Source organism: Tateyamaria sp. ANG-S1 (genome assembly GCF_000814025.1).
GTDB lineage: Bacteria > Pseudomonadota > Alphaproteobacteria > Rhodobacterales > Rhodobacteraceae > Tateyamaria.
In genome coordinates this window covers 25,789-50,603 of record NZ_JWLL01000020.1, presented here as the reverse complement: position 1 = coordinate 50,603, position 24,815 = coordinate 25,789, and the positions used below count along the sequence as shown (strand labels likewise).

The 24,815-nt window shown below is 61.4% G+C and carries 25 protein-coding genes; 18 read left to right on the top strand and 7 right to left on the bottom strand.

The genetic code is table 11. The features are described 5' to 3' along the window. Positions 1 to 297 precede the first annotated feature (297 nt). Together RA29_RS20560 and RA29_RS20555 are read right to left on the bottom strand one after the other, a co-directional pair. Positions 298 to 2,238 (bottom strand): cache domain-containing protein, encoded by a 1,941-nt coding sequence (locus RA29_RS20560; protein ID WP_039689612.1) that lies wholly within the window; start codon positions 2,236 to 2,238, stop codon positions 298 to 300. Between the two features lie 9 nt (positions 2,239 to 2,247). Continuing rightward, positions 2,248 to 3,264, bottom strand: a complete 1,017-nt coding sequence (locus RA29_RS20555; RefSeq protein ID WP_039689610.1) for a replication initiation protein — start codon at positions 3,262 to 3,264, stop codon at positions 2,248 to 2,250. A 620-nt stretch (positions 3,265 to 3,884) separates the two neighbouring features. Between RA29_RS20555 and RA29_RS20550 the strand changes: the two genes are divergently transcribed. The 5 genes from RA29_RS20550 to RA29_RS20530 all read left to right on the top strand — a co-directional run bounded on the left by RA29_RS20550 (position 3,885) and on the right by RA29_RS20530 (position 8,501). After that, a complete protein-coding gene (locus tag RA29_RS20550) occupies positions 3,885 to 5,087 on the top strand; it encodes an AAA family ATPase (RefSeq protein WP_039689608.1) in 1,203 nt (400 codons plus the stop codon). Next, a complete protein-coding gene (locus RA29_RS20545) occupies positions 5,084 to 6,073 on the top strand; it encodes a ParB/RepB/Spo0J family partition protein (RefSeq protein ID WP_039689606.1) in 990 nt (329 codons plus the stop codon). Before RA29_RS20550 ends, RA29_RS20545 begins: the two co-directional genes overlap by 4 nt. A 201-nt stretch (positions 6,074 to 6,274) precedes the next feature. Next, a complete protein-coding gene (locus RA29_RS20540; protein WP_039689604.1) occupies positions 6,275 to 6,979 on the top strand; it encodes an ABC transporter permease in 705 nt (234 codons plus the stop codon). Further along, positions 6,973 to 7,689 (top strand): ATP-binding cassette domain-containing protein, encoded by a 717-nt coding sequence (locus RA29_RS20535; protein ID WP_039689602.1) that lies wholly within the window; start codon positions 6,973 to 6,975, stop codon positions 7,687 to 7,689. The genes RA29_RS20540 and RA29_RS20535 overlap by 7 nt, the downstream gene beginning before the upstream one ends. Next, on the top strand, positions 7,686 to 8,501 hold the full coding sequence (locus RA29_RS20530) for a substrate-binding domain-containing protein (protein ID WP_039689600.1): 816 nt from the start codon (positions 7,686 to 7,688) through the stop codon (positions 8,499 to 8,501). Before RA29_RS20535 ends, RA29_RS20530 begins: the two co-directional genes overlap by 4 nt. 96 nt (positions 8,502 to 8,597) lie before the next feature. Here RA29_RS20530 and RA29_RS20525 read toward each other — a convergent pair whose 3' ends face one another. From RA29_RS20525 to RA29_RS20510, 4 genes are read right to left on the bottom strand one after another with little or no spacing between them, the layout of a single operon-like run. Next, positions 8,598 to 9,083, bottom strand: a complete 486-nt coding sequence (locus RA29_RS20525) for a DUF6505 family protein (protein ID WP_039689598.1) — start codon at positions 9,081 to 9,083, stop codon at positions 8,598 to 8,600. Further along, positions 9,080 to 9,787: a biotin/lipoate--protein ligase family protein gene (locus RA29_RS20520; RefSeq protein ID WP_039689596.1), complete on the bottom strand. Its 708-nt coding sequence runs from the start codon at positions 9,785 to 9,787 to the stop codon at positions 9,080 to 9,082. Before RA29_RS20520 ends, RA29_RS20525 begins: the two co-directional genes overlap by 4 nt. Further along, a complete protein-coding gene (locus tag RA29_RS20515; protein ID WP_039689594.1) occupies positions 9,784 to 10,845 on the bottom strand; it encodes an Mrp/NBP35 family ATP-binding protein in 1,062 nt (353 codons plus the stop codon). Before RA29_RS20515 ends, RA29_RS20520 begins: the two co-directional genes overlap by 4 nt. A 3-nt stretch (positions 10,846 to 10,848) precedes the next feature. Then, complete coding sequence (locus RA29_RS20510; protein ID WP_039689592.1) at positions 10,849 to 11,040, bottom strand: DUF6494 family protein; 192 nt, start codon at positions 11,038 to 11,040, stop codon at positions 10,849 to 10,851. 63 nt (positions 11,041 to 11,103) lie between these two features. Between RA29_RS20510 and RA29_RS20505 the strand changes: the two genes are divergently transcribed. Beyond that, positions 11,104 to 11,829 (top strand): hypothetical protein, encoded by a 726-nt coding sequence (locus RA29_RS20505; RefSeq protein WP_052249845.1) that lies wholly within the window; start codon positions 11,104 to 11,106, stop codon positions 11,827 to 11,829. Here the strand turns inward: RA29_RS20505 and RA29_RS20500 are convergent. Further along, positions 11,823 to 13,769 (bottom strand): 4Fe-4S binding protein, encoded by a 1,947-nt coding sequence (locus RA29_RS20500; RefSeq protein WP_039689588.1) that lies wholly within the window; start codon positions 13,767 to 13,769, stop codon positions 11,823 to 11,825. The two genes, RA29_RS20505 and RA29_RS20500, sit on opposite strands and share 7 nt — an antisense overlap. A gap of 359 nt (positions 13,770 to 14,128) precedes the next feature. On the opposite strand from RA29_RS20500, the gene RA29_RS20495 reads away from it, so the two are divergent. From RA29_RS20495 to pqqA, 12 genes are all read left to right on the top strand, one after another. Then, positions 14,129 to 14,662: a DUF3305 domain-containing protein gene (locus RA29_RS20495; protein WP_039689586.1), complete on the top strand. Its 534-nt coding sequence runs from the start codon at positions 14,129 to 14,131 to the stop codon at positions 14,660 to 14,662. Then, positions 14,659 to 15,216: a DUF3306 domain-containing protein gene (locus RA29_RS20490; RefSeq protein ID WP_039689584.1), complete on the top strand. Its 558-nt coding sequence runs from the start codon at positions 14,659 to 14,661 to the stop codon at positions 15,214 to 15,216. Before RA29_RS20495 ends, RA29_RS20490 begins: the two co-directional genes overlap by 4 nt. 14 nt (positions 15,217 to 15,230) lie before the next feature. After that, positions 15,231 to 15,839 carry a molecular chaperone TorD family protein gene (locus RA29_RS20485; RefSeq protein WP_039689638.1) on the top strand — a complete coding sequence of 203 codons (609 nt, stop codon included), beginning with the start codon at positions 15,231 to 15,233 and terminating at the stop codon, positions 15,837 to 15,839. Between the two features lie 53 nt (positions 15,840 to 15,892). Then, a complete protein-coding gene (locus RA29_RS20480; RefSeq protein WP_039689583.1) occupies positions 15,893 to 16,081 on the top strand; it encodes a twin-arginine translocation signal domain-containing protein in 189 nt (62 codons plus the stop codon). Positions 16,082 to 16,227: 146 nt separating this feature from the next. After that, entirely contained in the window at positions 16,228 to 19,125 is a 2,898-nt protein-coding gene (locus RA29_RS20475; protein WP_039689581.1) for a formate dehydrogenase subunit alpha, read from the top strand. A 12-nt stretch (positions 19,126 to 19,137) separates the two neighbouring features. Continuing rightward, positions 19,138 to 19,746 carry a formate dehydrogenase FDH3 subunit beta gene (fdh3B, locus tag RA29_RS20470; RefSeq protein WP_039689579.1) on the top strand — a complete coding sequence of 203 codons (609 nt, stop codon included), beginning with the start codon at positions 19,138 to 19,140 and terminating at the stop codon, positions 19,744 to 19,746. Between the two features lie 228 nt (positions 19,747 to 19,974). Continuing rightward, positions 19,975 to 20,643, top strand: coding sequence for an FKBP-type peptidyl-prolyl cis-trans isomerase (locus tag RA29_RS20465; RefSeq protein WP_082029650.1), 669 nt, complete (start codon positions 19,975 to 19,977; stop codon positions 20,641 to 20,643). Between the two features lie 36 nt (positions 20,644 to 20,679). Next, complete coding sequence (locus tag RA29_RS20460) at positions 20,680 to 21,879, top strand: formate dehydrogenase subunit gamma (protein WP_039689634.1); 1,200 nt, start codon at positions 20,680 to 20,682, stop codon at positions 21,877 to 21,879. Continuing rightward, the gene (locus RA29_RS20455) at positions 21,860 to 23,134 is read left to right on the top strand and encodes a c-type cytochrome (RefSeq protein ID WP_039689577.1); all 1,275 of its coding nucleotides are present in this window, start codon (positions 21,860 to 21,862) and stop codon (positions 23,132 to 23,134) included. The genes RA29_RS20460 and RA29_RS20455 overlap by 20 nt, the downstream gene beginning before the upstream one ends. Before the next feature lie 3 nt (positions 23,135 to 23,137). Next, positions 23,138 to 23,263: a hypothetical protein gene (locus RA29_RS23810; protein WP_255450674.1), complete on the top strand. Its 126-nt coding sequence runs from the start codon at positions 23,138 to 23,140 to the stop codon at positions 23,261 to 23,263. A 4-nt stretch (positions 23,264 to 23,267) separates the two neighbouring features. Then, the gene (locus RA29_RS20450; RefSeq protein WP_039689575.1) at positions 23,268 to 24,614 is read left to right on the top strand and encodes a sigma-54 dependent transcriptional regulator; all 1,347 of its coding nucleotides are present in this window, start codon (positions 23,268 to 23,270) and stop codon (positions 24,612 to 24,614) included. Between the two features lie 84 nt (positions 24,615 to 24,698). Further along, a complete protein-coding gene (gene pqqA, locus RA29_RS20445) occupies positions 24,699 to 24,806 on the top strand; it encodes a pyrroloquinoline quinone precursor peptide PqqA (RefSeq protein ID WP_076630733.1) in 108 nt (35 codons plus the stop codon). Positions 24,807 to 24,815 lie beyond the last annotated feature (9 nt).

The following is a 24,815-nucleotide window of genomic DNA, read 5'->3' as shown; positions in this document are numbered from 1 at the left end:
TTGAGGATCACCATACACGTTTCTGTAAAATCGTGCTTTGCCTGCTGGTGTTGTTGGATTTTTTTGTAAATTTTTGATCTATAATGGCAGATGGCTTGTAAATTTTCTTATATTCGTCTCATTTTTTCCAAGGTTTTCTGCACTCTAGCAATTTCCCGCAAAACGGGAACGGTATCCATTTGCATACTGTTAGCGAACAACAGTTCTGACCCCTGCCCTGTGACAAATTGTCAATCTGATCTGACAGGCACGCCTCATACCCAGAATCACGTAGTTTGCGCCGCGATGAGTCGCGCGTCAGGCGCTGCCCATCAGCCGCGCCTCACCCGGCTCCGCCGCAGGCAACCACAGCTCAAAACAGGCACCGCCGACATCACGGTTCCGCGCCCGGATAAGCCCCCCAGCACGCTGGATCAGGGTTTGGGAAATCGACAGGCCCAGCCCGGTCCCCTCCGCCTGCTTGGTCGTGTAGAACGGGGCAAAGACATCATCGACCCGCTCCGGCGCAATGCCTGGGCCAGTATCCGACACCGCCACGCGCACGCCCTGCACCCCATCCTGCGCGGCATCATCAGCCACGATGGACAAAGTCCCCTGCCCCGCCATCGCCTGCACCGCATTCATGATCAGGTTGATCAGGACCTGCTGCATCTCGCCAGGATCAATCCGCACGTCGTTCAGCGCGTTCAGCTCCGTCACGACCTCAATCTCAGTCTGCGAAATCACGTGATTAACCAGCACCAGGCAATCCGAAATCACCGGTCCTACCGGCACACTGTGTTCCACATCCGCAAACTCACCCGGACGCGCGAATTGTAGCAGCTTACCCACAATGGTCTGGATACGCGCCACCTGCCGGTCGACCAGACCCAACTCGGTCCGGATCGCATAACTGCCGTCGCCCAGCGTCTCGCGGATCACATCGACATTGCCCTGAATGACGGCGACCGGATTGTTGATCTCATGTGCAACGCCTGCCGTGATCTCTCCGATGGAGGCCAGCTTTTCGCTCATAACCAACTGCCGGAACGTCTCTTCCAGCTTTTCATTCGCGCTCTGCAACTCCGCCGTTCGCTGCGCCACGCGCACGTTCAACTCTTCATCCCGTTCCTGCACCTGGTCGAGCAGATCATCGAGGTGGCCTGCCACTTCCCCAATCTCGCCCGTGCCACCGCCCTGCCCATTCCGTGCCGACAGGTTGCCACGGCGCACCAGAAACATCGTGTGGGTCATCCGTTCAAGCGGGGCAAAAATCCCCTTCGCCAGCCGCAGGAACACCGGCGCCGACAGAAGCAGCACCGCAACAAAAGCAGCAAGAATGACGAGAAACGCATTGCGCTTTGCGATGGTAAACGGCTCTTCCAGCACCCCGACATAAAGCATCCCGACATACTGACCAAAGCTGTCGGTCAGCGGCAGATAGCCGGAGATATACCAGTCGTTCACCACAAAGGCCCGGTCGAGCCACGTGCGCCCCTCACCCAGCACCTTGCCGCGCACCGCAGCCGACACGCGGGTACCAAGGGCACGCACGTCTTCGAACAGACGCACGTTCGTGGACACGCGCACATCCTCCAGAAACAGCGTCGCTGTGCCCTGCCGCAAGCCTCCAGTGGATCCGTCCTGATAAACAAGCGCATTGATGGTATCGATAAAGCTCAGGTTCCGGTTCAGCAGGATGCCCCCAACCAGCACCCCATCCCGTCCCGGCAATGTGACCGGGGTGGCGGAATGGATGACCATCCCCCGATCCTCGACCAGACGGTCGGTCGGCAGCGCCGCCTCTGTATCAATCAACGGCAGACGTGCTTGTTCCGCCAGCTCAGGCGAGATCCCCGCCAGATCTTGGGCCGAGAAAACATCAATCTCGGTCTGCCCGCGCCCTTGCGCAGCACTCTGAATGACAGGCCACTCTTCGGTGATTGCAGAGCGCGCCAGGAAATAGAGAAAATCTAACTCAAGCGCCGCGCGCTTTTCGTCAAAGAACGCATCGCGCCCGGATGGCGGCGTCTGCGCGAACTCCACCGACCCGGCCACCGCCTGCAACTCGTCCCCGGTCTGTACCATGAGGCGCGAGAGGTACTGTTCGGCAATCCGCAGGTCGCTTTCCACATTCGCGATCAGCACCTCGTCATAATCCGCCGTCCAACGCGTCATGCCGAGAAACAGCAGCAGCGGCATCAGCACGACCATCGGCGCGAGGGCCAGGATCAACAGACGGAAACGGACGGAGTTCATGGGGATACGCTAGCGCAGCGGGTTGTTTTCCGCAAAGCTCCGGAAAAAAGCGAGGTAGGCGCGGTCCGCATCGCGCGGCGGCTCCTTCGACGCGGCCCAGGCGCGCCACTCCTTTTCCACATGGTATATGTCGTAGCCCGGATAGCGCAGCCGCGCGGTCTCGTAGGTTTCAGTGCGCAACGCAGGGCCTGCTGACTCCAACCACGCAGGCCGGGGTTTGAGGTCTTCGCTCGTGTTCGTCATGCGCGCCTTGCGACCAACCTTGGAAAAGGTCAGCTCCCGCTCCGCCTCAACGGTCCCTGCCCCATCCTTGCGCCACCACTTCAACTCGATATGGGTCACCCGCCGCCCGGTCTTCACCGGCTCAATCCCAACCACGTAGTCCGACAGCATATTCACCTCGGCCACCGCCGGCTCGATCGCCCGCAACTTTAGGTTCGACCACGACGTCAGCTTACCCTTCGGCACCCCCAGCACGCCCCGCAGATCGTCGAGGGCAAACTTCTCCGACGACCGATAGCGCAGGTTGCCCCGCTTCTGGATCATCTCGTAGAGGGTCAGCGCGTATTTGGAACTCAGCGCAAACATCACCTCGCGCTGCAGGCGGGCAAAGACGGTCGAGTCCTTGATGATCTTGCGCAGCCGCTGCGGGATCTCGTACTCCAGCACCCCGTCGCGCCGCGTCGTCTCGATGTTCCCGCCCAGGAGTTGCACCCGCTCAATGGCATCCTCGCCCTCATGCGTGACCTTCACCTTGACGATGGCCGACATCAGCCGCTCGACCGACTCCCCTACCCTATCATTGGAATTGTGCGACCCACGCAGATCGGATTTCGAGATCACATGCGTCACCGGCTTCTCGATCGCGTCCCACGCATTCTCAAGAAGCTGATTGTAGATGCGCCGGTCTGCCAGCGTAAGCGGCGTGACCTCGACCAGATCCACCAGCTCGCCCGGCTTCACCAGGCTTTGCGCGTTTGGCCGGGCGTCGATGGTCCGGTAGGATTGGGTCGGGCGTTCCGCCATGCTGCTCTTCTCTTACCTCTGACGGGCAGTGTGACGTAAGAATAACGGGGCTGGCCGGGGGCGTCCACAAAAAGCGGGGCACCCAATTTGTAAGGTTAAAAGAGTGGAGCGGAATCGACGCGTCGGGCAAGTGATTCGAAATACACCAGAAAATCAAGGGCCTGAGTCGGAGCGTGGATTCACCCGAAACGTAAGGATTAGAGCCCACCCAAGACGTAAGAGTAAGCGCCCCAAAACGTAGGAATTGCCATCCCGATCCGTAAGCCAAACCGCCCCGGAACGTAAGCGATAGAGCCGTTTGAACTTTAAAATACAAGGGTTTGCGCAGCCTGAACATAGAACACTAAGAACTTTGAATAAGGCGTGTCTTTAGATTTGGATCTTAAGGGGATTTCAGAGCAGCCGTCTGTGATACCTCTCTAAACGCGTACATTCGGGTTAGGCTACGATATAGTCGGCGTAAAAATTACATACATCGGAGCATTTAGTCCCATCTTCTGACCATTTGCAGCCCTCCCACAAATTTCCGCTTTTTTCGAGCCAATCCCTAAAAGTTTGCACTTGAGGCAATCGCCCACACCCGTCATGATTCGGACTAACACCCCTGTAAGAGGTCCGAAATGGAGCAGTCCGCCCTACCCCCCGTCTCCCTCGAGGAGTTAGACAAACTCGCCACCCGCGCGTCTACGGTGATCGACCGGTTACGGGATCGGCTCTATGCCCCCGGCGCACAAAAGTCGCTCGACCTGCGGTTCAACGTCAAACGCGCTGCTGACATGGTCGGGCGCAGCGACAAGTTGATCCGTGATGCCGAGGCGGATGGCCGTTTGCCGATGCCTGAAAAAGACCCGACGACGGGTCGACGCACGGGCTACAGCCTCGCTGACGTGAACCGCATGCGGCAGGTGTTCGGCACCCTGCCCCACCGCGCCGACAGCGACCCGGCGATGGTTCTTGCCATCCAGAACTTCAAGGGCGGGGTCGGCAAGTCCACGATGGTCTGCCACTTCGCCCAACACCTCGCCCTGCAAGGCTACCGCGTTTGCGTCGTGGATTGTGACAGTCAGGCCAGCACAACCTCCGTCTTTGGCCTCAACCCCGATGTGGATGTCGATGAGGAAGAGGACACGCTCTACCCCTTCTTCCGTCATGGCGGGCCGCAAGACCTGTCCTACGCCCTGCGCGCGACCTACTGGCCGAACATTGCGCTGATCCCAGCGAACCTCGGCCTTTACGATGCCGAATACGAATTCGCCGCCCGCATGGCGCGTGAACAGGTCTTCGTCTTGGACCGACTTCGCAACGGGTTAGAGACGATCAAAGACCGCTTCGATGTAATCCTACTCGACCCGCCCCCTGCCCTCGGGATGCTGTCGCTGTCGGTGCTGCGCGCGGCAGATGCATTGGTCATTCCTGCCCCACCCAACAACATCGATTTCGGCTCTACTGCGCATTTCCTCAAGATGCTCGGCGCCACGCTCAACGAACTCGCCCGCCACGGCGGTACGCGCGATTATGCTTTCGTTAAGATCCTCGCAACCAAGATGAACGACTCGAAATCGGCGCATATGGCGATCAAACGGATGATGGACGCGGTCTTTCCCATGGACATGTTGCAATCGGTGCTCAAGGACAGCGCCGAGATCGACAATGCCGCGGCGAACCTGTCCACCGTCTACGAGCTGACTGGTCCGGCCACCCGGACCGAAACGCATAAACGCTGCCGCGCCTATCTGGATGCCGTCTGTCGCGAGATCGAGGTGCTGATCCGCAAGACCTGGCCAAGCCATCACGCGCAATTGCGCAAGGAGGGACTGCTATGACCCGCAAGCACGATGCCATTTTCGACGATGTTCTGAGCGATCTGGAGGGCGTTCCCGATGCCTCGGACCGCGCGGGTGCGAGGTTTTTGAAACGGACCACAGCGATCAGCGACCGGCTGGCCGGAGAGATCGAGGAAAAGACCCTGCGCTGGGTCGATCCCGGCCGCTGTCGCATGTGGGCGCGGCACAACCGTGATTACGCGCTACTGACCGAGGACAATTGCCGCGACTTGATCGACGGTATTCGCAGCCAAGGCCAACAGGAATTTCCAGCTATTGTGCGGCCTGTAGACGATGATGACTATGATTTCGAAGTGATTTGCGGCGCACGTCGCCACTTCGCCGTATCCTGGCTGCGCAACAACAACTACACGCAGTTCAAATATCTGGTCGAGGCGCGGCAACTGTCCGACGAAGAAGCGTTCCGGCTGGCGGACATTGAGAATCGCGATCGCGAGGATATCTCGGACTATGAACGTGCGTTGGATTATGCCGATGCAGTCGCGCGCTACTATGGCGGCAAGCAAAAGGCGATGGCCGAACGGCTGGAGGTCAGCCAACCCTGGCTGTCCCGCTATCTGCAACTGGCGAAGCTGCCGCAAGCCATTGTCGAAGCCTTCCCAAACATCCGCGAAATCCGCGAGCGGAACGCGCGCGAGCTGAAGCCGCTTCTGTCGCAATCCGACACATCTCGCGCCGTGCTGGAAGAGGCTGGCGCCATCGGGCGCGAGCAAGAGCGCGCGCGGGCCGGGCGCGGGTCGTTCGTGGACGCGGTGACGGTTATGCGTCGTTTGACTCGCGCCGGAAAGCCGGTGCAGCCCAAGCCAGAGGTGGACGGCAAAGTCTACCGCCGCAGCACCCATGACAAAGGCATCGCCGTGGTTCAAAAAGGTCGCAAGGTCCGGATCGAGTTCGAAGCGGGCATGACCAAAGCGCAGCTCAAGGGTGCGTTTGATGCCTACCTGAGTGCTGAGTTCGGCGACTGATCCCGGAAATTGCCCACGGGCAATTTCGGATGCCACGGGCGAGAATTGCCCGTGGGCAATTTTTCACACTGGACAATCTGACCACAGATCAGCCGACGACAAGAACCGCCAGCGACAAGCTGGCGCGCCTTTAGAACAGGGCTGGTATCCCCCTGCAAAACCGTCCAATTTCAGGCAAAACAAGCAAGGGGAGGATCGGCCATCGTCGATCTATGGGAGGGTCTGCGCCACGCATTCTGGCTGATCGTCACGTTCGATGCCGAACTGGCGGACATTGCGTTGCGGTCGCTGCGCGTCACTCTCACGGCCTTGGTCATTGCATGCCTGATTGCCTTGCCGCTCGCTGCCTTGCTGGCGGTCCGTCGCTTCCGCTGGCGTCGCGCAACCATTGCTATGCTGAACGCACTGATGGGCCTGCCGCCGGTTGTCGTCGGCCTCATCGTCTACATATTCCTGTCCCGCTCCGGTCCGTTCGGGGCGCTTGGCCTGCTGTTCACACCCACGGCCATGATCATCGCGCAGGTCATCATTATCGTGCCCCTCATCGCCTCCATCGCGCACCAGTCTTTGCGCGAGTTGTGGGCCGAATATCACGACCTCCTGATCTCCCTGAACGTCACGCAGATGCAAAAGGTGCGTACGCTGCTCTGGGACGCGCGCCGGGCGCTGCTGACGGCCGCATTGGCGGGCTTTGGACGGGGCATCGGAGAGGTCGGTGCAATCATGATCGTCGGCGGCAACATCGACAATGCCACGCGCGTGCTGACCACTGCCATCGCCCTTGAGACAGGCAAGGGCGAGTTTGCTCTGGCATTGGCCCTGGGCTTTGTCCTTATCGCTCTGGCGCTTGGGGTAAACCTGTTGATCCACTGGGTCGGCCAGACGGAAAGAGACAGCCGATGGTAAGCGACCTCTTTCCACTGATGCTGAAAGGGGCGGAGACGTCTCGGCGTGGCAAGCGGCTTGTGGGGCCGATTGATCTGTCGCTGGACGGGCAGGGGCTGTGCGTTGTCATGGGCCCTAACGGGTCCGGCAAAACAACTTTGTTGCGGCTGATGCACGGCACAGCCCGTCTGACGGGCGGAGAGGTGACGTGGGCCTGCGATACCGCGACGGCACGGCATCATCAGGCCTTTGTCTTTCAGCAGCCCGTCGTCCTGCGCCGCACGGTTGAGGAAAATCTAACATACCCATTGCAGTTGCGCGGTGTCGCACGCAAAGCGGCGCGTGCATCCGCGCAAAAGTGGGCGGCAAAGGTCGGATTAGGGCCGCATCTGCAGCGCCGTGCCATGGTGCTGTCGGGCGGTGAACAGCAAAAGCTGGCCATCGCGCGCGCCCTGATCACGGACCCGGCCCTCGTATTTCTTGACGAGCCAACCGCATCTCTCGACGGTCGCGCCATGCGCGAGATCGAGGCGATTCTGCTGCAGGCCAAGGCAGACGGAACACGTTTGATCCTGTCCACCCATGACATGGGTCAAGCACGCCGTATCGCAGATCAGGTAGTGTTCATGTTAGGCGGCAAGGTGCACGAAACCGGCACCGCACCCGCATTTTTCGAGGCGCCGCAAACTCCCGAAGCGCGCGCCTTTTTGCAAGGAGACATCGTGGAATGAAACAGAGACTGTTGTTGGCCGTTTTGGCAGTTATGGCCGCAGGTATGGCGCATGCCGCCGATCAGATGCGCATGGCCGTTACGACCTCGTTCCACAATTCCGGGCTTGCCGACGTGCTATTGCCGGAAATCGCCAATGATCTGGACCTCGAAGTGCAATTGCTCGTCGTCGGCACCGGTCAGGCCCTCAGGCTGGGTGAGGCGGGTGACGTGGATGCGATCCTCGTTCATTCGCGCACAGCCGAGGAAGCATTTGTGGAGGGCGGCCATGGCACGCATCGACGCGAGATCATGTACAATGACTTCGTAATCATTGGCCCATCAGATGATCCGGCTGGCATTGCCGAAGCAGAAACGGCGGGCGAGGCGCTTCAGGCGATCGCCACATCCAATGCGGCCTTTGTCAGCCGCGGCGACGATAGCGGCACCCACAAGAAAGAGCTCAGCCTTTGGACAAATGCGGATCTGGCGGCCGACACATTCGGCGAATGGTATCGCGCCGTGGGGGCTGGCATGGGGGCTGCGCTCAACACCGCGTCGGGACTTAATGCATATATCCTCTCGGACCGCGCAAGTTGGCTGAATTTCGGGAACAAGGGCGATCTGGCACTGCTCTTTGCCGGCGATCCGGTCCTGTTCAACCAATACGCCTATCTACCCGTGAACCCGCAACGCCACCCCCATGTAAAAACTGAACTCGTGTCCAAACTCGAAACATGGCTCACGTCAGAACGGGCACAAATCTTGATCGACGGATACATGATCGACGGAGAAACCCTGTTCGTCTTCAATGCTGAACCCGTCTCTAACTGAGCGGTTTCGTCTTCTTCTGACCAAAAATACCACGGGGGTGCGGGGGCTGGCCCCCGCGTCGGTCGGATTTGCATCGCCAATTCGAAATCAAAGATCTCAGTGCTCGTGCCCGGTATCCCCGTGCACCGCAAACTGATCCAGCCCTGCATCTTGGGGCTGGATCGTGCGGTAGGCTTCGCGCACCCCTGCCTCGGTCAGTTCCCGCGCGACAGTCAGCAGCGTATTGGGGTCGTGGTCCTCGCAAAGCTCGATCATCTGGGACAATTCTTCAGTCGCAACGGGGCGTGCGGCTTCGACCGACGGCGCGCCGTAGTAGGTGACAAAGTGCTGCGCCAGTAATTCGATCAGCGTCTCCAGCTCGGTCTGTTCCAGTTGTGTGACCGCGACAAAGGTCACGCGCCCGCCGGTTTCCAGCCCGAACCAGCCGTTGGCAAAGGCTTGCCGTGCCTTCCCGGTCAGGTCGCCTTCGCCCCAGTTTGAAAACTCGAACCCGCCTGAAATGCACCACTCGCCCGTGCGGGCAGGGGAGGCGAAGACGTTCATGTCGCTTTCGTCAAAATGGATCGCGCGGGCGAGTTTCATGTCTGTGCCTCCAGCACTTTGGTCAGCGGGATCAGGTGGGTGGTGGTATCGTCGCGCAGAAGCATTCCGAAATCCTCGTCTACGCCTAAAAACGTCCCTTTTAGAGACTGATTTTCCGCATCTTCCCCAATCCGATGCGCCAACCCGCGCCATTCTGAGTGTAAAGGCGCTGACCCTTCATCTTCCCACCGGTTCAACCAGTTGAGTGTATGCCGCGCCCAAGCTTCCAGAAGGGTAGGGGGATCAACCTCGGCGCAGCCTTCCGCGAAAAGCGCGGTTTCATCCGGCGTGTGTCCCATGTCTTCGGAGGCGGGGATCAGCGGCAGGGTAAATCCGATGACCAGCCAGTCGGGCACAGCATCGCGATCGGTCCCTGACGCCATCGCCCTGAACCCACCGCAGCGCGCGCCGTTTACGCGAATGCCGCCCCACCAATCCAGGTGCACGGCGACCTCCGGCGGGGCCAGTGCACCAAGCGCGTTCTGAAATCCCACACCGCACAGCGGCAGCATCGTCATGGCCTTCGACAGCGACACTTCGGGGGCGAAGACAAGCGCCGCCTCCATCTCTGCTGCACCCAATTTGTAAGCGATCAGGCCCGCGTCACAGCCCAAAGTCGCCCGCATGACGGCGTGGTCAAACGCACTGTCCGGCGCTTCCTCGCCCCACATCAGCGGGGGGAAGGTGACGGCTGGCTGGCTCATGCGGCACCCTTCTTGACCAGGTCGGCCGCGACCTCTTGGAACGCGCGCGCCTGCGCGCTGTCGGGCTGGCTGACAGTGATCGGCGCGCCCCCATCGGCGGCGAGGCGGATCTGCAGGTGCAAGGGCACTTCGGCCAGCAGGGGCACGCCCAGTTTTTCAGCCTCGGCCTTCACCCCGCCATGGCCAAATACGTGTTCCTCATGCCCGCAGTTGGAGCAGATATGCGTGCTCATGTTTTCGATCATGCCAACGATGGGCACGTGGAGTTGCTGGAACATATCGACGCCTTTGCGCGCGTCGATAAGGGCCACATCCTGCGGTGTAGAGACGATTACGGCCCCATCCACCGCGAATTTTTGCGCGAGCGTCATCTGCACATCCCCGGTGCCCGGCGGCAGATCCACGATCAGCACATCTAGCGCACCCCACTGCACCTGAGACATCATCTGCTGCAACGCGCCCATCAACATAGGCCCGCGCCAGACGACTGCCTGATCGTCATTCATCATCAGGCCAATCGACATCATCGTGACGCCGTGGTTTCGCATGGGCAGGATTGTCTTGCCATCGGGTGAAGCAGGACGACCGGATACACCCAGCATCCGCGGTTGGGACGGTCCGTACACATCCGCGTCCAGCAGGCCCACGCGCCGACCCTGTTGAGCCAATGCGCAGGCAAGGTTCGCGGACACGGTCGACTTGCCCACGCCGCCCTTGCCAGAGGCCACCGCTAGAATGCGGTCGATCCCCGGCACTTTTTGTGGCCCTTTCGGCTCGGCCGGGCGCTGTGGTTTCAGATCAGGCGGGGGCGCTTTTTCGGTATGACCGGTCAGCACAATCGCCACGCTCTCGATCCCGTTCAGCGCACCCAAGGCCGCCTCGGCTTGCGCCTTCACGCCTTCATAGGCGGAGGCCTGCGCCGGGTTGATCTCCATCACGAAGCGCACCGTGCTGCCGTCCACATTCAGCGCGCGCATCACACCTGTCGATACGATGTCACCGCCCGGTGCCTCGATCCCTTTTAGGACCTCCAGCACCTCATCCCTGCTTGTCGTCACGTGTCAGTCCTGTCCGGTGATCTCGCCCGACACTTCATGTGTCATATCAAGCTCTTCGATGGTGACTACGGCCTTGACCTTGTAGGTCTTGCCGCCTGTTTCGGCCTCGCGCATCGCTTCCTCGATGGCTTGCTGGGACGTCACGCCCACCTGTTTCAGGAACTTGCGCATGGACATGTTGAAATCGTCGCTCATGGGGCTTCCCCCTCCCTATTGTTGACGCAGCGCGTGGGCGGGCCGTAGGCTGGACCCATGCGCATGTTGGTACTGATCTTGGCCCTGTTGCCCGGTTTGGCAATGGCCGATGACAAACGGGTGGTGTTCTATGCTCCGCCTGCCTTGGTTGAAAGCGGGTTGATCAAGCACATCGCGCCGCGTTTTTCGCTGAAAACCCAGGTTAGGGTCGAAATTGTGGATGACCCTGCTGCGGCCGATCTCGTGTTGGGCCCTGATGGGCGCGCGTTGTTTTCGGGTCTCGGTCAGACCTGGCACATGGATTTGCGTGGCGAAGGCAAGGGCGCGCAGCGCTTTGCCGACTGGCTGACGTCCGATGTTGGGCGTCGCACGGTGCAGGGTTTTTCGCCCGACGGAGAGCCGCTGTTTACCGAGCCGCAGGTGCAGGAGCGCGTCGTGGCGAAGGTCGAGATGACCGGTGATGCTATCGCGGGGCAGGGGGTTTCGTGGGACAAATGCGGGCGCTGTCACGTGACTGAGCGGGGCAAGGACAGTTTTGGAATAGGCTCTACGCCGAGCTTTTTCGTCATGCGCGGGTTTGAAGACTGGCAGGCGCGCTTTGCGAGTTTCTATGTGTTGAAGCCGCACGCCGCCTTTACCCAGCTTGAGGGCGTGACCGACCCGTTCCCCATCGACCGTCCGTCGCCCATTGCACCCATCGAGCTGACGCTCGATGACCTTGAGGCGATCCTGGCCTACGTGGCCGTGCTGGACCCCGCCGATCTTGGCAAGCCGCTGGAGCATCAGTGATCGCGCCGCTTTGACAGGTAGTCGTCGGTGGTGCGTACGCGGGGGCGTTCGCCGCCCTGGAACGGGTTGTCGTCTGCGTGGAACTGCGCTTGCACCCGGCAATTGTCGCACATCTGGATCATCCGCAACTTGTCGCCCGAGAACATGGCGTGGTTCTGCAGCTTTTCGGTGATCCGGTCGATGGCGGATTTTGAGCCGAACAGCGCACCGCATTCGATGCAGGGAAAGGGCTCTTCCTCGTTCAATACCTCTTGCGTCAGCGCCGCGTCGGTGAGGTTCAGGCGTGGCTCGTAGGTGATCGCATCCTCGGGGCAGATGTTGGCGCACAGTCCGCACTGCAGGCAGGCGTCCTCCTGGAAGCGCAGTTGCGGCTTGTCGGAGTTGTCGCCAAGCGCACCTGAGGGGCAGAGCGACACGCAGGACAGGCAGAGCGTGCAGGCATCGGTATCGACCAACACGGCGCCGTAAGGTGCGCCGTCGGGCAGGGCTATGGTGTCGGTGCCCGGGTGCAGGGCCTTGGCCGCTTGCCGGGTGATCTGCCGCCGTGTGCCCATGGGGCGGACAGGCGTTGCGACGGGGGCAGGGGCCTCGGCGTCGTAGAGTACATCGCTCATCGCGTCGGGGTCGGGTGTGTCGAGTAGGGTCGCTTTGCCCGCGCCTGCGATGGCGTTGGTGAGTGCGACTTGTGTCTCTAGTGCGGGGACATCGGCCTTGGGGCCGGGCAGGAGTGTGACGCTTGCAAAGCCTGCGGCGAGGGCGGCGACCGCTTCCGCATGGCCGAAGGCGCCGATGGCTGACATCTCCAGCGGGATGACGTCGGCGGGCAGGCCGCGTCCGTGACGAGCGGAGAGGCGGATCATCTCGGACCCGTGGCTGTCATGGACCAGCAGGCGGGGTGCTGTGCCGCCTGCGTCGAGGAAGGCTTTAGCCATCGTCTGCACCCGGCGCATCGTCAGGTCGACCGGTGGCGCATCGTAGATGATGGCGCCGGAAGGGCAGGCGGCGGAACATGCGCCACAGCCCGCGCAGATCATCGGGTCGATGGCGACGTGTTCGCCGGCGGAGGTGATGGCCCCGGTCGGGCAGAGGCCGAGGCAGTTGGTGCAGCCGGTCTGTTCCGCACGGGAATGGGCGCAGAGCAGGGGTGTGGTTTTGACGTAGAGTGTCTTTTCAAACGTGCCGGTCAGGTGCGAGGCGGCGAGGATGGCCGCCGCGACGCCCGGTGCGTGGCTGGGGTCGGCGCGCAGGTAGCCGTCGCGCTTTTCATGGGCCGGAAACAGGGGTGTGTCGCCGCGCAGGTCGAGGATGATGTCGCATTGCGATTTCGCGCCGTTTTGCGGGTCGGTGAGGGTGAAGGCCCCGCGCCCACCCGGTTCGATCTGTTGCAGGGCGTCGATGACTACTTCGAAGTTGGCGAAGGCACCAGAGGCGCGGCGCAGCTTGCCCACGACCACGTCGAAATCGCGGGTGTCCGGGACGTCATTCGCATCGTTCAGTAGGACTGTGACGCCGAGGTGATCTTTGAGCTGCGCGGCGGCGTCCAACGCCACCTCAGCGGGGCCGAGGATGAGGCACAGCCCCTCGCTGACCACATCGAGGGTCTTTTCCGGCTCTCCCGGCAGCATCGCATCGGCGATGAGTGCGGACATTTTGGGCAGTTTTGGAACGTCATCACCGCTCCACCCCGCCCGGTCGCGCAGGTCGAGGGTGGGGGGTGCAGGCAGGTCCAGACCCTCTGCCAACTCCTCGAAAACCCGTGTCTCCTGGGTGCAGCAAAAAACTGCATCGCCCGCCTCAAGCGCGGCTTGGGCGCGGTCTAGCTGAGTGGTGCAAAGCGCCGAACAGGGGGGGCGGACGTCGAGGCCGGTGGCCTGTGACAACCCTTCGGCGTCGATGGTCTGGGTGCCCAAACAATCGCATGTAATCAGTGACTTGGCCACGTGTTTTCCCCTTGCTGCGACGGCTGAAAATCCCGTCGTCCGGCTTGATGTTTGGCGTAGCGTAGCCCCGATTCGTAGGCGTTCACAAACCGATTTCTTGTGTCGCGACCGGGCCAGACGGTGCCGAATTGGCTCAAGTGATTCGTGATTCGGTATACTGCGGTATTCCCGACTGAAACGCTCATGATGGACAATTCGTCCATTGCGTTGCGGATCGGTGGGACAGGGTGGCCAAATTGCCTTTGCTTTCGCAAACACCGTGAAACCTCACATAAGACGCTTCTCGGATCAGAAATTAGGCAGTTTGATAACTGTACGGAGGAGATAGGTTGATCCGAAACCCAGACAAGTACCAATCTATGCCCTTGGGCGTTGTTTTGCGACGACTGCCCGGCGTGACGCGTTGGGCCTCCTATTCCTGGAAAGCTGTGGCCGTGTTGCCCGGTGCCAGTCCTGCCGATTGGCAGGAGCTGCGGCGCGAGGGCGAGGCGGTGGAATACCATGCCGCGACCCTGCCGCTGGACCTGCACGGGGCGGAGACAGAGGCGTATCTGCATGGCCTGTCTGCCGAGGTACCCAGCATCTACGTGGTGATGCGCGAGGGTGTGAGTGATCAGCCGCTGGACGTCGTTCTGGTCACGGCGTCGCCCTATGAGGCGCAGGATTACACCGACAGCGGTGAAGAGATCGTCGAGAAGGTCGCGATGCCTGCTGGTCTCGTGGCCTGGGTGCAGAATTTTGTCACCAACTTCCACGAGGAAGAGGTGTTCATCAAACGCAAGCGCGACAAGAAGCGGACAGATCTGACGCAGGATGGCATCGGCGATCCGCGGATTGCGACGGCGGCGGATATCTATGCGTCGCCCGCGCGTCAGCGGAGGCGGGTGCATTGAGCGCCCCAACACATAAACCACGGGATTTCTGGTCTCGGCGTCGTGCTGGCGTGGAAGCCGAAGAGCAGGCGTTGGAGGCGCGTGCGGTTCAGGCTGAAGCGGCCAAGCTGGAAGAGCGGCCAGATGAAGAGATCCTCGCCGAACTGAACCTGCCGGAACCGGAGGCGCTGGATAGCCCCGATGCGGTCCGTGACTTTCTCAAGGCTGAATTGCCCCAACGCCTCAAGACACGCGCGCTGCGCCGTCTGTGGCGGTTGAACCCAGTGCTCGCCAATCTGGATGGGCTGGTGGACTACGGTGAGGACTTCACCGACGCGGCCATGGTCATCGAGAAGATGCAGACCGTGTATCAGGTAGGTAAGGGCATGGCGACGGCGTTCCTTGAGGACGAGGCCGATGAGGACACCGAAGAGGCCCCCGCCGAAGAGATAGAAGACGTCGAGGACGAGGCGCCGATGATCTTGGCCGCCGAACCTGCGCCCCTTCCAGACCCAGACCCCGAACCCACAGCGATGCCGCAACGCCGGATGCGCTTTGCCTTTGACACTGCATGATGGACGACCCGAAAATGACAGCCGCTGAAGACATTCAAATCGCAGACATGGATCGGGCCCGCGCCGATCTTTACAACTTTCTGGGCGCGCTGCTGGCCGGACCGCCAGACGAGATGTTGCTGGCGCAGACAGCGGGTCTGTCCGGGGACGAGACGGAGCTGGGGCAGGCCATTGGCACACTTGCCAAGCTGGCGCGCGTGACCAAGCCACGCGCGGCGCAGTCCGAGTTTAACAAACTGTTCATCGGTCTGGGTCGTGGCGAGCTCTTGCCCTTTGCCAGCTATTACCTGACCGGGTTCCTGAATGAAAAGCCGCTGGCCGTGCTTCGTCAGGACATGAGCCGCATCGGGATGCAGCGGTCGGAAACGGTGTTCGAGCCCGAAGACAGCATTGCCAGCCTTATGGAGATGATGGCCGCCATGATCGTGGGCCGCTTTGGCACGCCCGCCGATCTGGGCGCGCAGAAAGAGTTCTTCAACAAGCATATCGGCTCCTGGGGGGGCCACTTCTTTACCGATCTGGAAGAGGCGAAGACGTCCGTTTTCTACACGCCGGTCGGGACAGTGGGGAAGATTTTCATGGCCGTGGAGGCGGAAGCCTTCCGGATGAGCGGCGCCGACTGAGGCGTCAGAAGGGGTGGGGTGACCTGCCCGAAACAGCGAGAGGAGACGATCGCATGACGAAGAAAGAGGACGGGGCATCGCGCCGTGACTTTCTGAAGCTGGCCGGAACTACGGCGCCCGTTGCGGCGGTGGCGGTTGCGACCGGTGCGCAGCAGGCCGAGGCGGCAGAGCCCGACCTGAGCAAAGAGACCATGCAGGATACCGCGCACACCCGCGCGTATTTTGACAGCGCCCGGTTCTAACGCCGGATGGGAGGACGCCGCGCCCGGGAATAAGCCCGGACGGGGCAGGGGATCAGCGACTGGTTGCGTGACGCCCGACTGCTGAGAGCCAAAGAAGAAACCAAGCGAGCGGCCCCGACACGGGGGTGCAAGCAAGGGAGAGCGATATGCTTAGGAAAAAGACCAACGGGGTTGCGCGACGCCCCCAGCGGACAAGTATCCTGACTGAAGCAGCCAACGCTTCGGTAGACCGGCGCGCGTTTTTGCGTGGATCGGGACTGGTGATCGGAGGCCTTTCGGCCATTGCCGCCACGGGCGGAACCGTCACCCAGGCCAACGCTGCCACAGCGGCAGCGGGCAAGGTGGAATTGAAGAAATCGGTGTGCACGCACTGCTCGGTCGGCTGTACGGTCGTGGCCGAGGTGCAGGACGGCGTCTGGACCGGGCAGGAGCCCGGCTGGGACAGCCCGTTCAACCTCGGGTCCCACTGCGCCAAGGGCGCCGCGGTGCGCGAGCACGCCCACGGTGAACGCCGCCTGAAGTATCCCATGAAGAAAGAGAACGGCGAATGGGTCCGTATCTCGTGGGAGCAAGCCATCGACGAGATCGGCGGCGGCATGATGAACATCCGGGAAGAAAGTGGCCCGGACAGCGTGTACTGGCTGGGCTCAGCCAAGCACAACAATGAACAGGCGTACCTGTTCCGCAAGTTCGCGGCCTATTGGGGCACGAACAACGTGGATCACCAGGCGCGTATCTGTCACTCGACCACCGTTGCGGGTGTTGCGAACACATGGGGCTACGGCGCCATGACCAACAGCTACAACGACATCCACAACTCCAAGGCGATCTTTATCATCGGTGGCAACCCGGCCGAGGCACACCCCGTGTCCCTGCTGCACCTGCTGCGCGCCAAGGAGCAGAACAACGCCCCTGTCATCGTATGTGACCCGCGCTTTACACGCACCGCAGCTCATGCGGACGAGTATGTGCGCTTCCGTCCCGGCACCGACGTGGCGCTGGTCTGGGGCATCCTCTGGCACATCTTCGAGAACGGGTGGGAGGACAAAGAGTTCATCCGCACCCGCGTCTGGGGCATGGACCAGATCAAGGATGAAGTCGCCAAGTGGACGCCCGAGGAAGTCGAGCGTGTGACCGGCGCCCCCGGTTCGCAGCTGAAACGTGTGGCCCGCACCATGGCCAACAACCGCCCCGGCACCGTGATCTGGTGCATGGGTGGCACGCAGCACACCAACGGCAACAACAACACCCGTGCCTACTGCATCCTGCAGCTTGCCCTGGGTAACATGGGCACAAGCGGTGGCGGCACCAACATCTTCCGCGGCCACGACAACGTGCAGGGTGCGACGGACCTTGGCGTTCTGTCCCACACGCTGCCCGGCTACTATGGTCTGTCGGCAGGGGCCTGGGGTCACTGGAGCCGCGTCTGGGGTGAAGACCCCGAATGGTTGGCCGCTCAGTTCGCCACCACCACCGGTGCGGATGGCAAGGAAAAGGCGCTGCAGAACCTGAGCGGTATCCCGGTATCGCGCTGGATCGACGGTATCCTTGAAGATCCGGAGAACACGGACAACCCGAACAAGGTCCGTGCCATGGTGCTGTGGGGCCACGCGCCTAACTCGCAGACCCGGATGACGGAAATGAAGAAGGCGATGGAGCAGCTGGATATGCTGGTTGTCATCGACCCCTTCCCGACCGTCTCCGCCGTGTTGCATGACCGCACCGATGGGGTGTACCTGCTGCCCGCCTCGACCCAGTTCGAGACGCGCGGGTCTGTCACTGCATCCAACCGGTCCATCCAGTGGCGTGAGCAGATCATTGATCCGCTGTTCGAGTCCAAGCCCGATCACGAGATCATCGCGCTGTTCGCGAAGAAGTTCGGTTATCACGACCGGATGTTCCGCAACATCCAGCTGGAAGAGGATGGTCTGACCCCGAACCCCGAGGACACGCTGCGCGAGATCAATCGCGGCATGTGGACCATCGGCTACACCGGTCAAAGCCCTGAGCGGATCAAGACCCACATGGCCAATCAGCACACGTTCGACCGGACGACGCTGCAAGCCATCGGGGGTCCTGCCGACGGTGACTATTATGGCATGCCATGGCCCGCATGGGGCACAGCTGACATGAAGCACCCGGGCACGCCGAACCTCTATGACATGTCGAAGCCTGTGGCCGAAGGTGGTCTCACCTTCCGCGCGCGTTTCGGTGTGGAACGGGACGGTGACAACCTGCTGGCCGAAGGGGTCTACAGTGTTGGGTCGGAAATTCAGGATGGCTATCCTGAATTCACGATGCAGATGCTCATGGATCTTGGCTGGGACGGTGACCTGACCGACGAAGAGCGGGCGACCATCGACGCCATCGCGGGACCCAAGACCAACTGGAAGACCGACCTGTCGGGCGGCATTCAGCGGGTGGCGATCAAGCATGGCTGTGCGCCCTTCGGGAACGCCAAGGCCCGCGCGGTCGTGTGGACCTTCCCCGATCCGGTGCCGCTGCACCGCGAGCCGCTCTATACCAACCGCAGGGATCTTGTTGCGGATTATCCGACATACGAGGACCGTCATGCCTACCGGCTGCCGACCTTGTATGCGTCGATCCAGAAACAGGACTTTTCGAAGGACTACCCGATCATCCTCACCTCTGGCCGTCTGGTCGAGTATGAGGGCGGCGGGGACGAGACCCGTTCGAACCCGTGGCTGGCCGAGCTGCAGCAGGACATGTTCATCGAGATCAACCCGCGTGACGCCAACAACCTTGGTGTGCGGGACGGTGCGCAGGTCTGGGTCGAAGGGCCCGAAGGCGGCAAGGTCAAGGTGATGGCGATGGTCACCAACCGGGTGGGCGAAGGCGTGGCCTTCATGCCCTTCCACTTCGGTGGTCATTACCAGGGCGAGGATTTGCGCAGCAAGTATCCGGAGGGGGCTGACCCCTACGTGCTGGGTGAATCCACGAACACCGCCCAGACCTATGGCTATGATTCAGTAACCCAGATGCAGGAGACCAAAGCGACTCTCTGCAAAATCTGGACAGCGTAAGGAGGAGACGACATGGCATTAGGAGGACAGGCGAGAGCCAAGTTCCTATGCGACGCCGAGCGCTGCATTGAATGCAACGCCTGTGTCACGGCCTGTAAGAACGAGCATGAAGTGCCCTGGGGCATCAACCGTCGCCGCGTGGTCACCATCAATGATGGTGATCCCGGTGAGAGGTCGATTTCCGTGGCCTGCATGCACTGTTCTGATGCACCTTGTATGGCGGTCTGCCCGGTAGACTGCTTTTACCAGAACGAGGAAGGGGTGGTTCTGCACTCCAAGGACCTCTGCATCGGGTGTGGTTATTGCTTCTATGCGTGCCCCTTCGGCGCGCCGCAATTCCCGCAGGCCGGCAACTTTGGCAGCCGCGGCAAGATGGACAAATGTACCTTCTGCGCTGGTGGCCCCGAAGAGACCCACTCGACCGCCGAGTTCGCCAAGTACGGGCGCAACCGGATCGCAGAGGGCAAGCTGCCCATCTGCGCCGAGATGTGTTCGACAAAAGCACTGCTCGCTGGCGACGGCGACGTTGTGTCGGCCATCTACCGCGAGCGCGTCGTGGCGCGTGGCTTCGGCTCCGGCGCCTGGGGTTGGGGCTCTGCCTACGGCCGTCAGGACGGCTAAGCGACGGGGGATCACTGGCCAGTGCGCTTAGCCAGCCACGGTGATCCCCTCTGGCCCGGACGACGGCAAGGTCGTCCGGGCACTCACAAGACTTAACAGCGGGCGCATGCCCGTTTCCGCACCGGTGTGCAGCGAGGTTTCGCGCGCTCCGCTTCTGTTGATTTGGGTTTGACCCATGCAGGGACTAGCAACGGCGTCATGATGTTTTCTTATCGTGAAAGGTTCACCATGCATCGTCTTACCTCTGCGCTGACTGTCAGCGCCCTGCTTTTGTCTGCCGCTCCGCTTGTGGCGCAGGATACGCCAGCTCTTGAGTCCGTGGATTCCCGTGTCAGCTATGGGCTTGGCCTCCAGATCGGCGAAAACCTGGCTCAGAATGATGAGTTGGACTTTGACCTCGACGCTTTTGTGCAGGGCATTGCGGACGTCGAGGCGGGTGCCGATCCGCGTCTGGATCAGGAAACGATTGTTGCTGCGTTCGAGGCACTGAATGCCCGCGCGTCTGAGGCGAAGCTGTCCGAGAATACGGAATTCCTAGAAGAAAACGGCGCGCGTGATGGCGTCACCACAACCGACAGCGGCCTGCAATATCAGGTGGTCGAGGAAGGCACAGGCGAAACCCCGGCCGAGACCGACACCGTGACTGTGCACTATGAGGGCCGTCTGCTGGACGAGACCGTCTTTGACAGCTCGATCGAGCGTGGGGAGCCTGCGAGTTTTCCCGTGAACGGCGTCATTCAGGGCTGGCAGGAGGCCCTGCAACTTATGAAACCGGGTGCCAAGTGGGAGGTCTGGATTCCGTCCGAGCTTGCCTATGGCCCCCAAGGTGCGGGTCAGGCGATTGGCCCCAACGAAGTGCTGAATTTCACCATCGAGTTGATCAGCATCGACAGCTAACGCCGCGTCCTTGCGCGGCATATGGAGATACATGACATGCTACGCGCATTTCTGGTTTTGGTGCTTTGCCTGGGGCTGATGCCCTTTGCAGCGCCTTATGCCGCCGCTCAAGAGACGCAAGAAACAATTGACCGCTCCGCCACTGGCGGGGCGCAAACGCTCGAAGACATCCTGGCCCGTCAGCGCGGGGAAGAGGTGGCGCCGAAGACCGGCGATGCCGCAAGCAAGGCCCGCGATCTGTCGGGGCAGCTTGGCACGTTGGGTGGTTCTTCCGACCCCGACCTGTGGCGTGCGTTGCGCTACGGGTCGGCTGACATCACCGTGTCGTCGGGCGGTGAGGTGGCCACTGTTCTGGTGCAGGATGGTGGCATGGGCTGGCTGGAGTTCCGCAAGGGGCCGCTGGCGACCTATGGTGGTTACCTGCTGCTTGGGACGATTGCGTTGCTGCTTGTCTTCTTCGTCCTGCGCGGCAAGGTGAAGCTGGACTATGAAAAGACCGGGCGCACTGTCACCCGCTTCAAGAGCTTTGAACGCGCGGCGCACTGGCTGCTGGCGGGGTCGTTTATTCTGCTGGGTATCACCGGGCTGCTGACCCTGTTCGGTCGGATGTTCATCGCGCCGTATATTTCCAAGGAATTCAATGCGACGCTGCTGATGGTATCGAAATACATCCACAACAATGTCGCCTGGGCCTTTATGGTCGCTCTGGTCGCCATCTTTGTCATGTGGGTCTGGCATAATATCCCTAACCGCACCGACATTACGTGGTTTGCCCAAGCGGGTGGTATCGTCGGGTCGAAGCACCCGCCCGCCAAGAAGTTCAATGGCGGACAGAAGATCATCTTCTGGTCGGTGATCCTGCTCGGGGGGTCGATTTCTCTGTCTGGCGTGTCGCTGCTCTTCCCCTTCGAATTCCCGATGTTCATGAAAACCTTTGACCTGATGCGCAGCGTCGGGATCGAGAGCCTGCCGATCTATGGGCCGCTGCCCACGGCGATGGCCCCGCATGAAGAGATGCAGTACGCCCAAGCCTGGCACGCCATCGTCGCGTTCGTGCTGATGGCGATCATCATCGCGCATATCTACATCGGGTCGGTCGGCATGGAAGGTGCGTATGACGCGATGGGGTCGGGCGAGGTGGACGAGGCCTGGGCCCGCCAGCACCACTCGCTGTGGCTGGAGGAATTGCAGGCAAAGGACAAGGCCGCGCCCAAAGATGCGACGCCTGCTGAGTAGCCTGTTTCTGTGCCTTGCCCTGCCGGTCGGGGCACAGGAATTTACCACATATAAAGGCCACGGCGGACCCGTGATGGGGCTGATCGTGACCGGGGATGGCACGCTTGCGTCTGCCAGTTTCGACAATTCTGTCGGGGTATGGGACGGTGCGGTGCCAGCGTGGCTTGAGGGTCATGATGCTGCTGTGACAGCTATCTCTGAAGCTATGAACGGTGCGCTTGTGACTGGCGGTGACGATTTCGCCGTCTGGCACTGGGGTGAGACCCCGCGCAAGATCGGCCAGCACAAGGGCAAGGTGACGTCGCTTGCCCCGTCGCCCGATGGGGCAGCAGTAGCTGCTGGGTCGTGGGATGGGGACATCGTGCTGTGGCCGCTTGGGGCAGGGGAGGCAGAGACGCTGCCCTATCCCGGTGCCGGGGTGAACGCGGTTGCCTATTCTGCGGATGGTGCGTTTCTGTATGCGGCGACGTCCAAGGGTGATGTGCTGCGCTATGAAATGGCCACCCGCGACACGCCGCGCCCGTTGGTGCGGCATGGGTTCGGGGTGAACAGGCTGATCGTGGGCGATGGCTGGCTGGCCTATGGCGCCGTCGATGGCGGCACGCGGGTGATTGATGCGGAGACGGGTGAAGCGCTCTATGATTTCACCTTAGACCGCCGTCCGATCCTGTCGATGGACCACCACGTGCAGACCGGGCAACTTGCCATTGGCGATGGCGAGGGCCACATCATGATGGTGGACACGAATGACTGGCGCATCACCCGCGACTTTCGCGCGATGCGGCAGGGGCCGGTCTGGGCGTTGGCCTTTTCGACCGACGGGACTGTGATCCATGCCGGGGGGATCGACGACGTGATCTATGCTTGGCCGGTGGCGCTGCTGGACACATATGATCCTGCAGGGGGCGAGACGCGCAGCTTCCTGCGCGATGCCGAGACGATGAGCAACGGCGAACGGCAGTTCATGCGCAAATGCTCGATCTGCCACAGTCTTGAGGATGGCCCGTCGCGCAAGGCGGGGCCAACGTTGCATGGGGTGTTTGGGCGCAAGGCGGGGGTGGTGCCGGGCTATCGCTACTCGCCAACGCTCGACGGGTCGGACATAGTGTGGGACGACACCACCATTGACGCGCTGTTTGACGAGGGGCCGGATCACTATATCCCCGGCTCAAAAATGCCGATGCAGGTGATTGCCGCACCGCAGGACCGCGCCGATTTGATCGCGTACCTGCGCGGAGCAACGAACAAGGAGTAGAGAATGAAGGCCATGATGATGGGCTTTGCCGTGATGATCGTGATTTCGGTGGGAGCGTATTTTGGCTTGCAGGAGCTGGGTCTGACGGCAGGGGCCGTTGGCTCGGGCGATGCGGTGAGGCTGGATTGAACGCATGAACGCGCCTCGTTCCACTCCGGACATTTACGGCAAGTCGCTGGCTGGCGCGAAGGTGCTGGTCATCGATGACGAGCCGGGGATGCGCCATTTCCTGGTCAAAACGCTTGAGACCCGCGTGAAGCGCGTCGATGCCGTGGGCTCGCCCGCGCAGGCAACCAAGGCACTGGACGAGGCGCAGTATGATTTGGTGATCCTCGACAACCTGATGCCGGGGGGCACGGGGCTGGATTGGCTGACGGAGCAGAAGCGCAAGGGGTTCTTTGCCGATGCGATCCTGATCACCGCCTATGCTGATCTTGAGACGGCGATTGCAGCGCTGCGGGCGGGTGTGAGTGATTTTGTGCTGAAGCCGTTTCGGGCGAACCAGATCCTGAGCGCTGTGGCGCGAACGTTGGACCGGAAGTATTTGCAGCGCGACAACACCTTGCTGCGGCGTGAGCTGTCTTCGGGCCAGGGGCATGGCAAGCTGTTGGGCAATTCCGAACCTATGGAAGATGTGCGCGCGATGCTGGCGCGGTTGGCCCCCTTGCCCACGCCGGTGCTGTTCACCGGGGCCAGCGGCACGGGCAAGGAGATGGCGGCGCGGCACCTACACGACCTGTCGGACCGGGCGGAAGCGCCCTTTGTTCCTGTGAACTGCGCGACGATCCAGCCGGATCGTTTTGCCGAGGAATTGTTTGGCGTGGTCGAGTCGGAAGATCGGTTGAAGCCGGGGCTTCTGCTGCTGGCCGATGGCGGCACGCTGCTGCTCGATGAAATTGCGCAGATGCCCGAGACGGTGCAGGCTGCTCTGTTGCGTGTGCTTGAGGACAAGAAGGTGCGCCCGGTCGGGGCAGAGCGTGAGATTCCGCTCAATGTCCGCTTCCTGTTCGCTACAAATGACGACATCGAAGCCTCGGTGGCGGCGGGTCGCTTCCGTGCGGACCTTTATCACCGCATTCATGTGGTCAAGATCGACATGCCGCCGCTAAAGGACCGGATGGACGACATCGTCGAACTGGCCGCGCATTTCATGGCGCAGTTTTCGGCCTCGCTTGCCATGCCGTCGCTGGAGTTGGACGAGGAAACACTGCTGAAGCTGCGGCGCTACGACTGGCCGGGCAATGTGCGGGAGCTGCGCAACATGATTGAGCGATCCGTGATCCTTGGCGCCTTTCCCGAGGAATTTGCGGGCGAAGGGACCGTCACCGGCGCGCAGGCCATCGAGAACCTGGAGCTGGTGGTGCAGCGCCACATCCTGCGCATGGTGGATCTGTGCGATGGCAACCGGGCCGAGGCGGCCCGCCGTTTGGGCGTGTCGCGCAAGACCATTGATCGCCGCATGGCGGCTTGGCTCGAGTGATTGTGAACGGCCTAGGGCTAAAGTCGCATATGGTGGTGCGGGGTGCGACGCTATCTTGGCTGAGTGAAAGAGGAGGAATCTGCAATGGCATGGACAAAACCCAAGGCGCGCGAAGTGAAGTGCGGCATGGAGATCAACATGTATGGCCCCGGTGAAGATGATGACCGCGGCGCCGAGCGTGACGTGATCTAAACCACTTTT

Coding starts and splice junctions, on each gene's coding strand:
- RA29_RS20525 (WP_039689598.1), bottom strand. CDS start 9,083: ATGAAACTCGCCCGCGCGATCCATTTTGACGAAAGCGACATGAACGTC.
- RA29_RS20495 (WP_039689586.1), top strand. CDS start 14,129: ATGCCCTTGGGCGTTGTTTTGCGACGACTGCCCGGCGTGACGCGTTGG.
- RA29_RS20555 (WP_039689610.1), bottom strand. CDS start 3,264: ATGGCGGAACGCCCGACCCAATCCTACCGGACCATCGACGCCCGGCCA.
- RA29_RS20460 (WP_039689634.1), top strand. CDS start 20,680: ATGCTACGCGCATTTCTGGTTTTGGTGCTTTGCCTGGGGCTGATGCCC.
- RA29_RS20450 (WP_039689575.1), top strand. CDS start 23,268: ATGAACGCGCCTCGTTCCACTCCGGACATTTACGGCAAGTCGCTGGCT.
- RA29_RS20505 (WP_052249845.1), top strand. CDS start 11,104: ATGTTGGTACTGATCTTGGCCCTGTTGCCCGGTTTGGCAATGGCCGAT.
- RA29_RS20520 (WP_039689596.1), bottom strand. CDS start 9,787: ATGAGCCAGCCAGCCGTCACCTTCCCCCCGCTGATGTGGGGCGAGGAA.
- RA29_RS20545 (WP_039689606.1), top strand. CDS start 5,084: ATGACCCGCAAGCACGATGCCATTTTCGACGATGTTCTGAGCGATCTG.
- RA29_RS20535 (WP_039689602.1), top strand. CDS start 6,973: ATGGTAAGCGACCTCTTTCCACTGATGCTGAAAGGGGCGGAGACGTCT.
- pqqA (WP_076630733.1), top strand. CDS start 24,699: ATGGCATGGACAAAACCCAAGGCGCGCGAAGTGAAGTGCGGCATGGAG.
- RA29_RS20560 (WP_039689612.1), bottom strand. CDS start 2,238: ATGAACTCCGTCCGTTTCCGTCTGTTGATCCTGGCCCTCGCGCCGATG.
- RA29_RS20480 (WP_039689583.1), top strand. CDS start 15,893: ATGACGAAGAAAGAGGACGGGGCATCGCGCCGTGACTTTCTGAAGCTG.
- RA29_RS20550 (WP_039689608.1), top strand. CDS start 3,885: ATGGAGCAGTCCGCCCTACCCCCCGTCTCCCTCGAGGAGTTAGACAAA.
- RA29_RS20485 (WP_039689638.1), top strand. CDS start 15,231: ATGACAGCCGCTGAAGACATTCAAATCGCAGACATGGATCGGGCCCGC.
- RA29_RS23810 (WP_255450674.1), top strand. CDS start 23,138: ATGAAGGCCATGATGATGGGCTTTGCCGTGATGATCGTGATTTCGGTG.
- RA29_RS20530 (WP_039689600.1), top strand. CDS start 7,686: ATGAAACAGAGACTGTTGTTGGCCGTTTTGGCAGTTATGGCCGCAGGT.
- RA29_RS20455 (WP_039689577.1), top strand. CDS start 21,860: ATGCGACGCCTGCTGAGTAGCCTGTTTCTGTGCCTTGCCCTGCCGGTC.
- RA29_RS20475 (WP_039689581.1), top strand. CDS start 16,228: ATGCTTAGGAAAAAGACCAACGGGGTTGCGCGACGCCCCCAGCGGACA.
- RA29_RS20510 (WP_039689592.1), bottom strand. CDS start 11,040: ATGAGCGACGATTTCAACATGTCCATGCGCAAGTTCCTGAAACAGGTG.
- fdh3B (WP_039689579.1), top strand. CDS start 19,138: ATGGCATTAGGAGGACAGGCGAGAGCCAAGTTCCTATGCGACGCCGAG.
- RA29_RS20465 (WP_082029650.1), top strand. CDS start 19,975: ATGCATCGTCTTACCTCTGCGCTGACTGTCAGCGCCCTGCTTTTGTCT.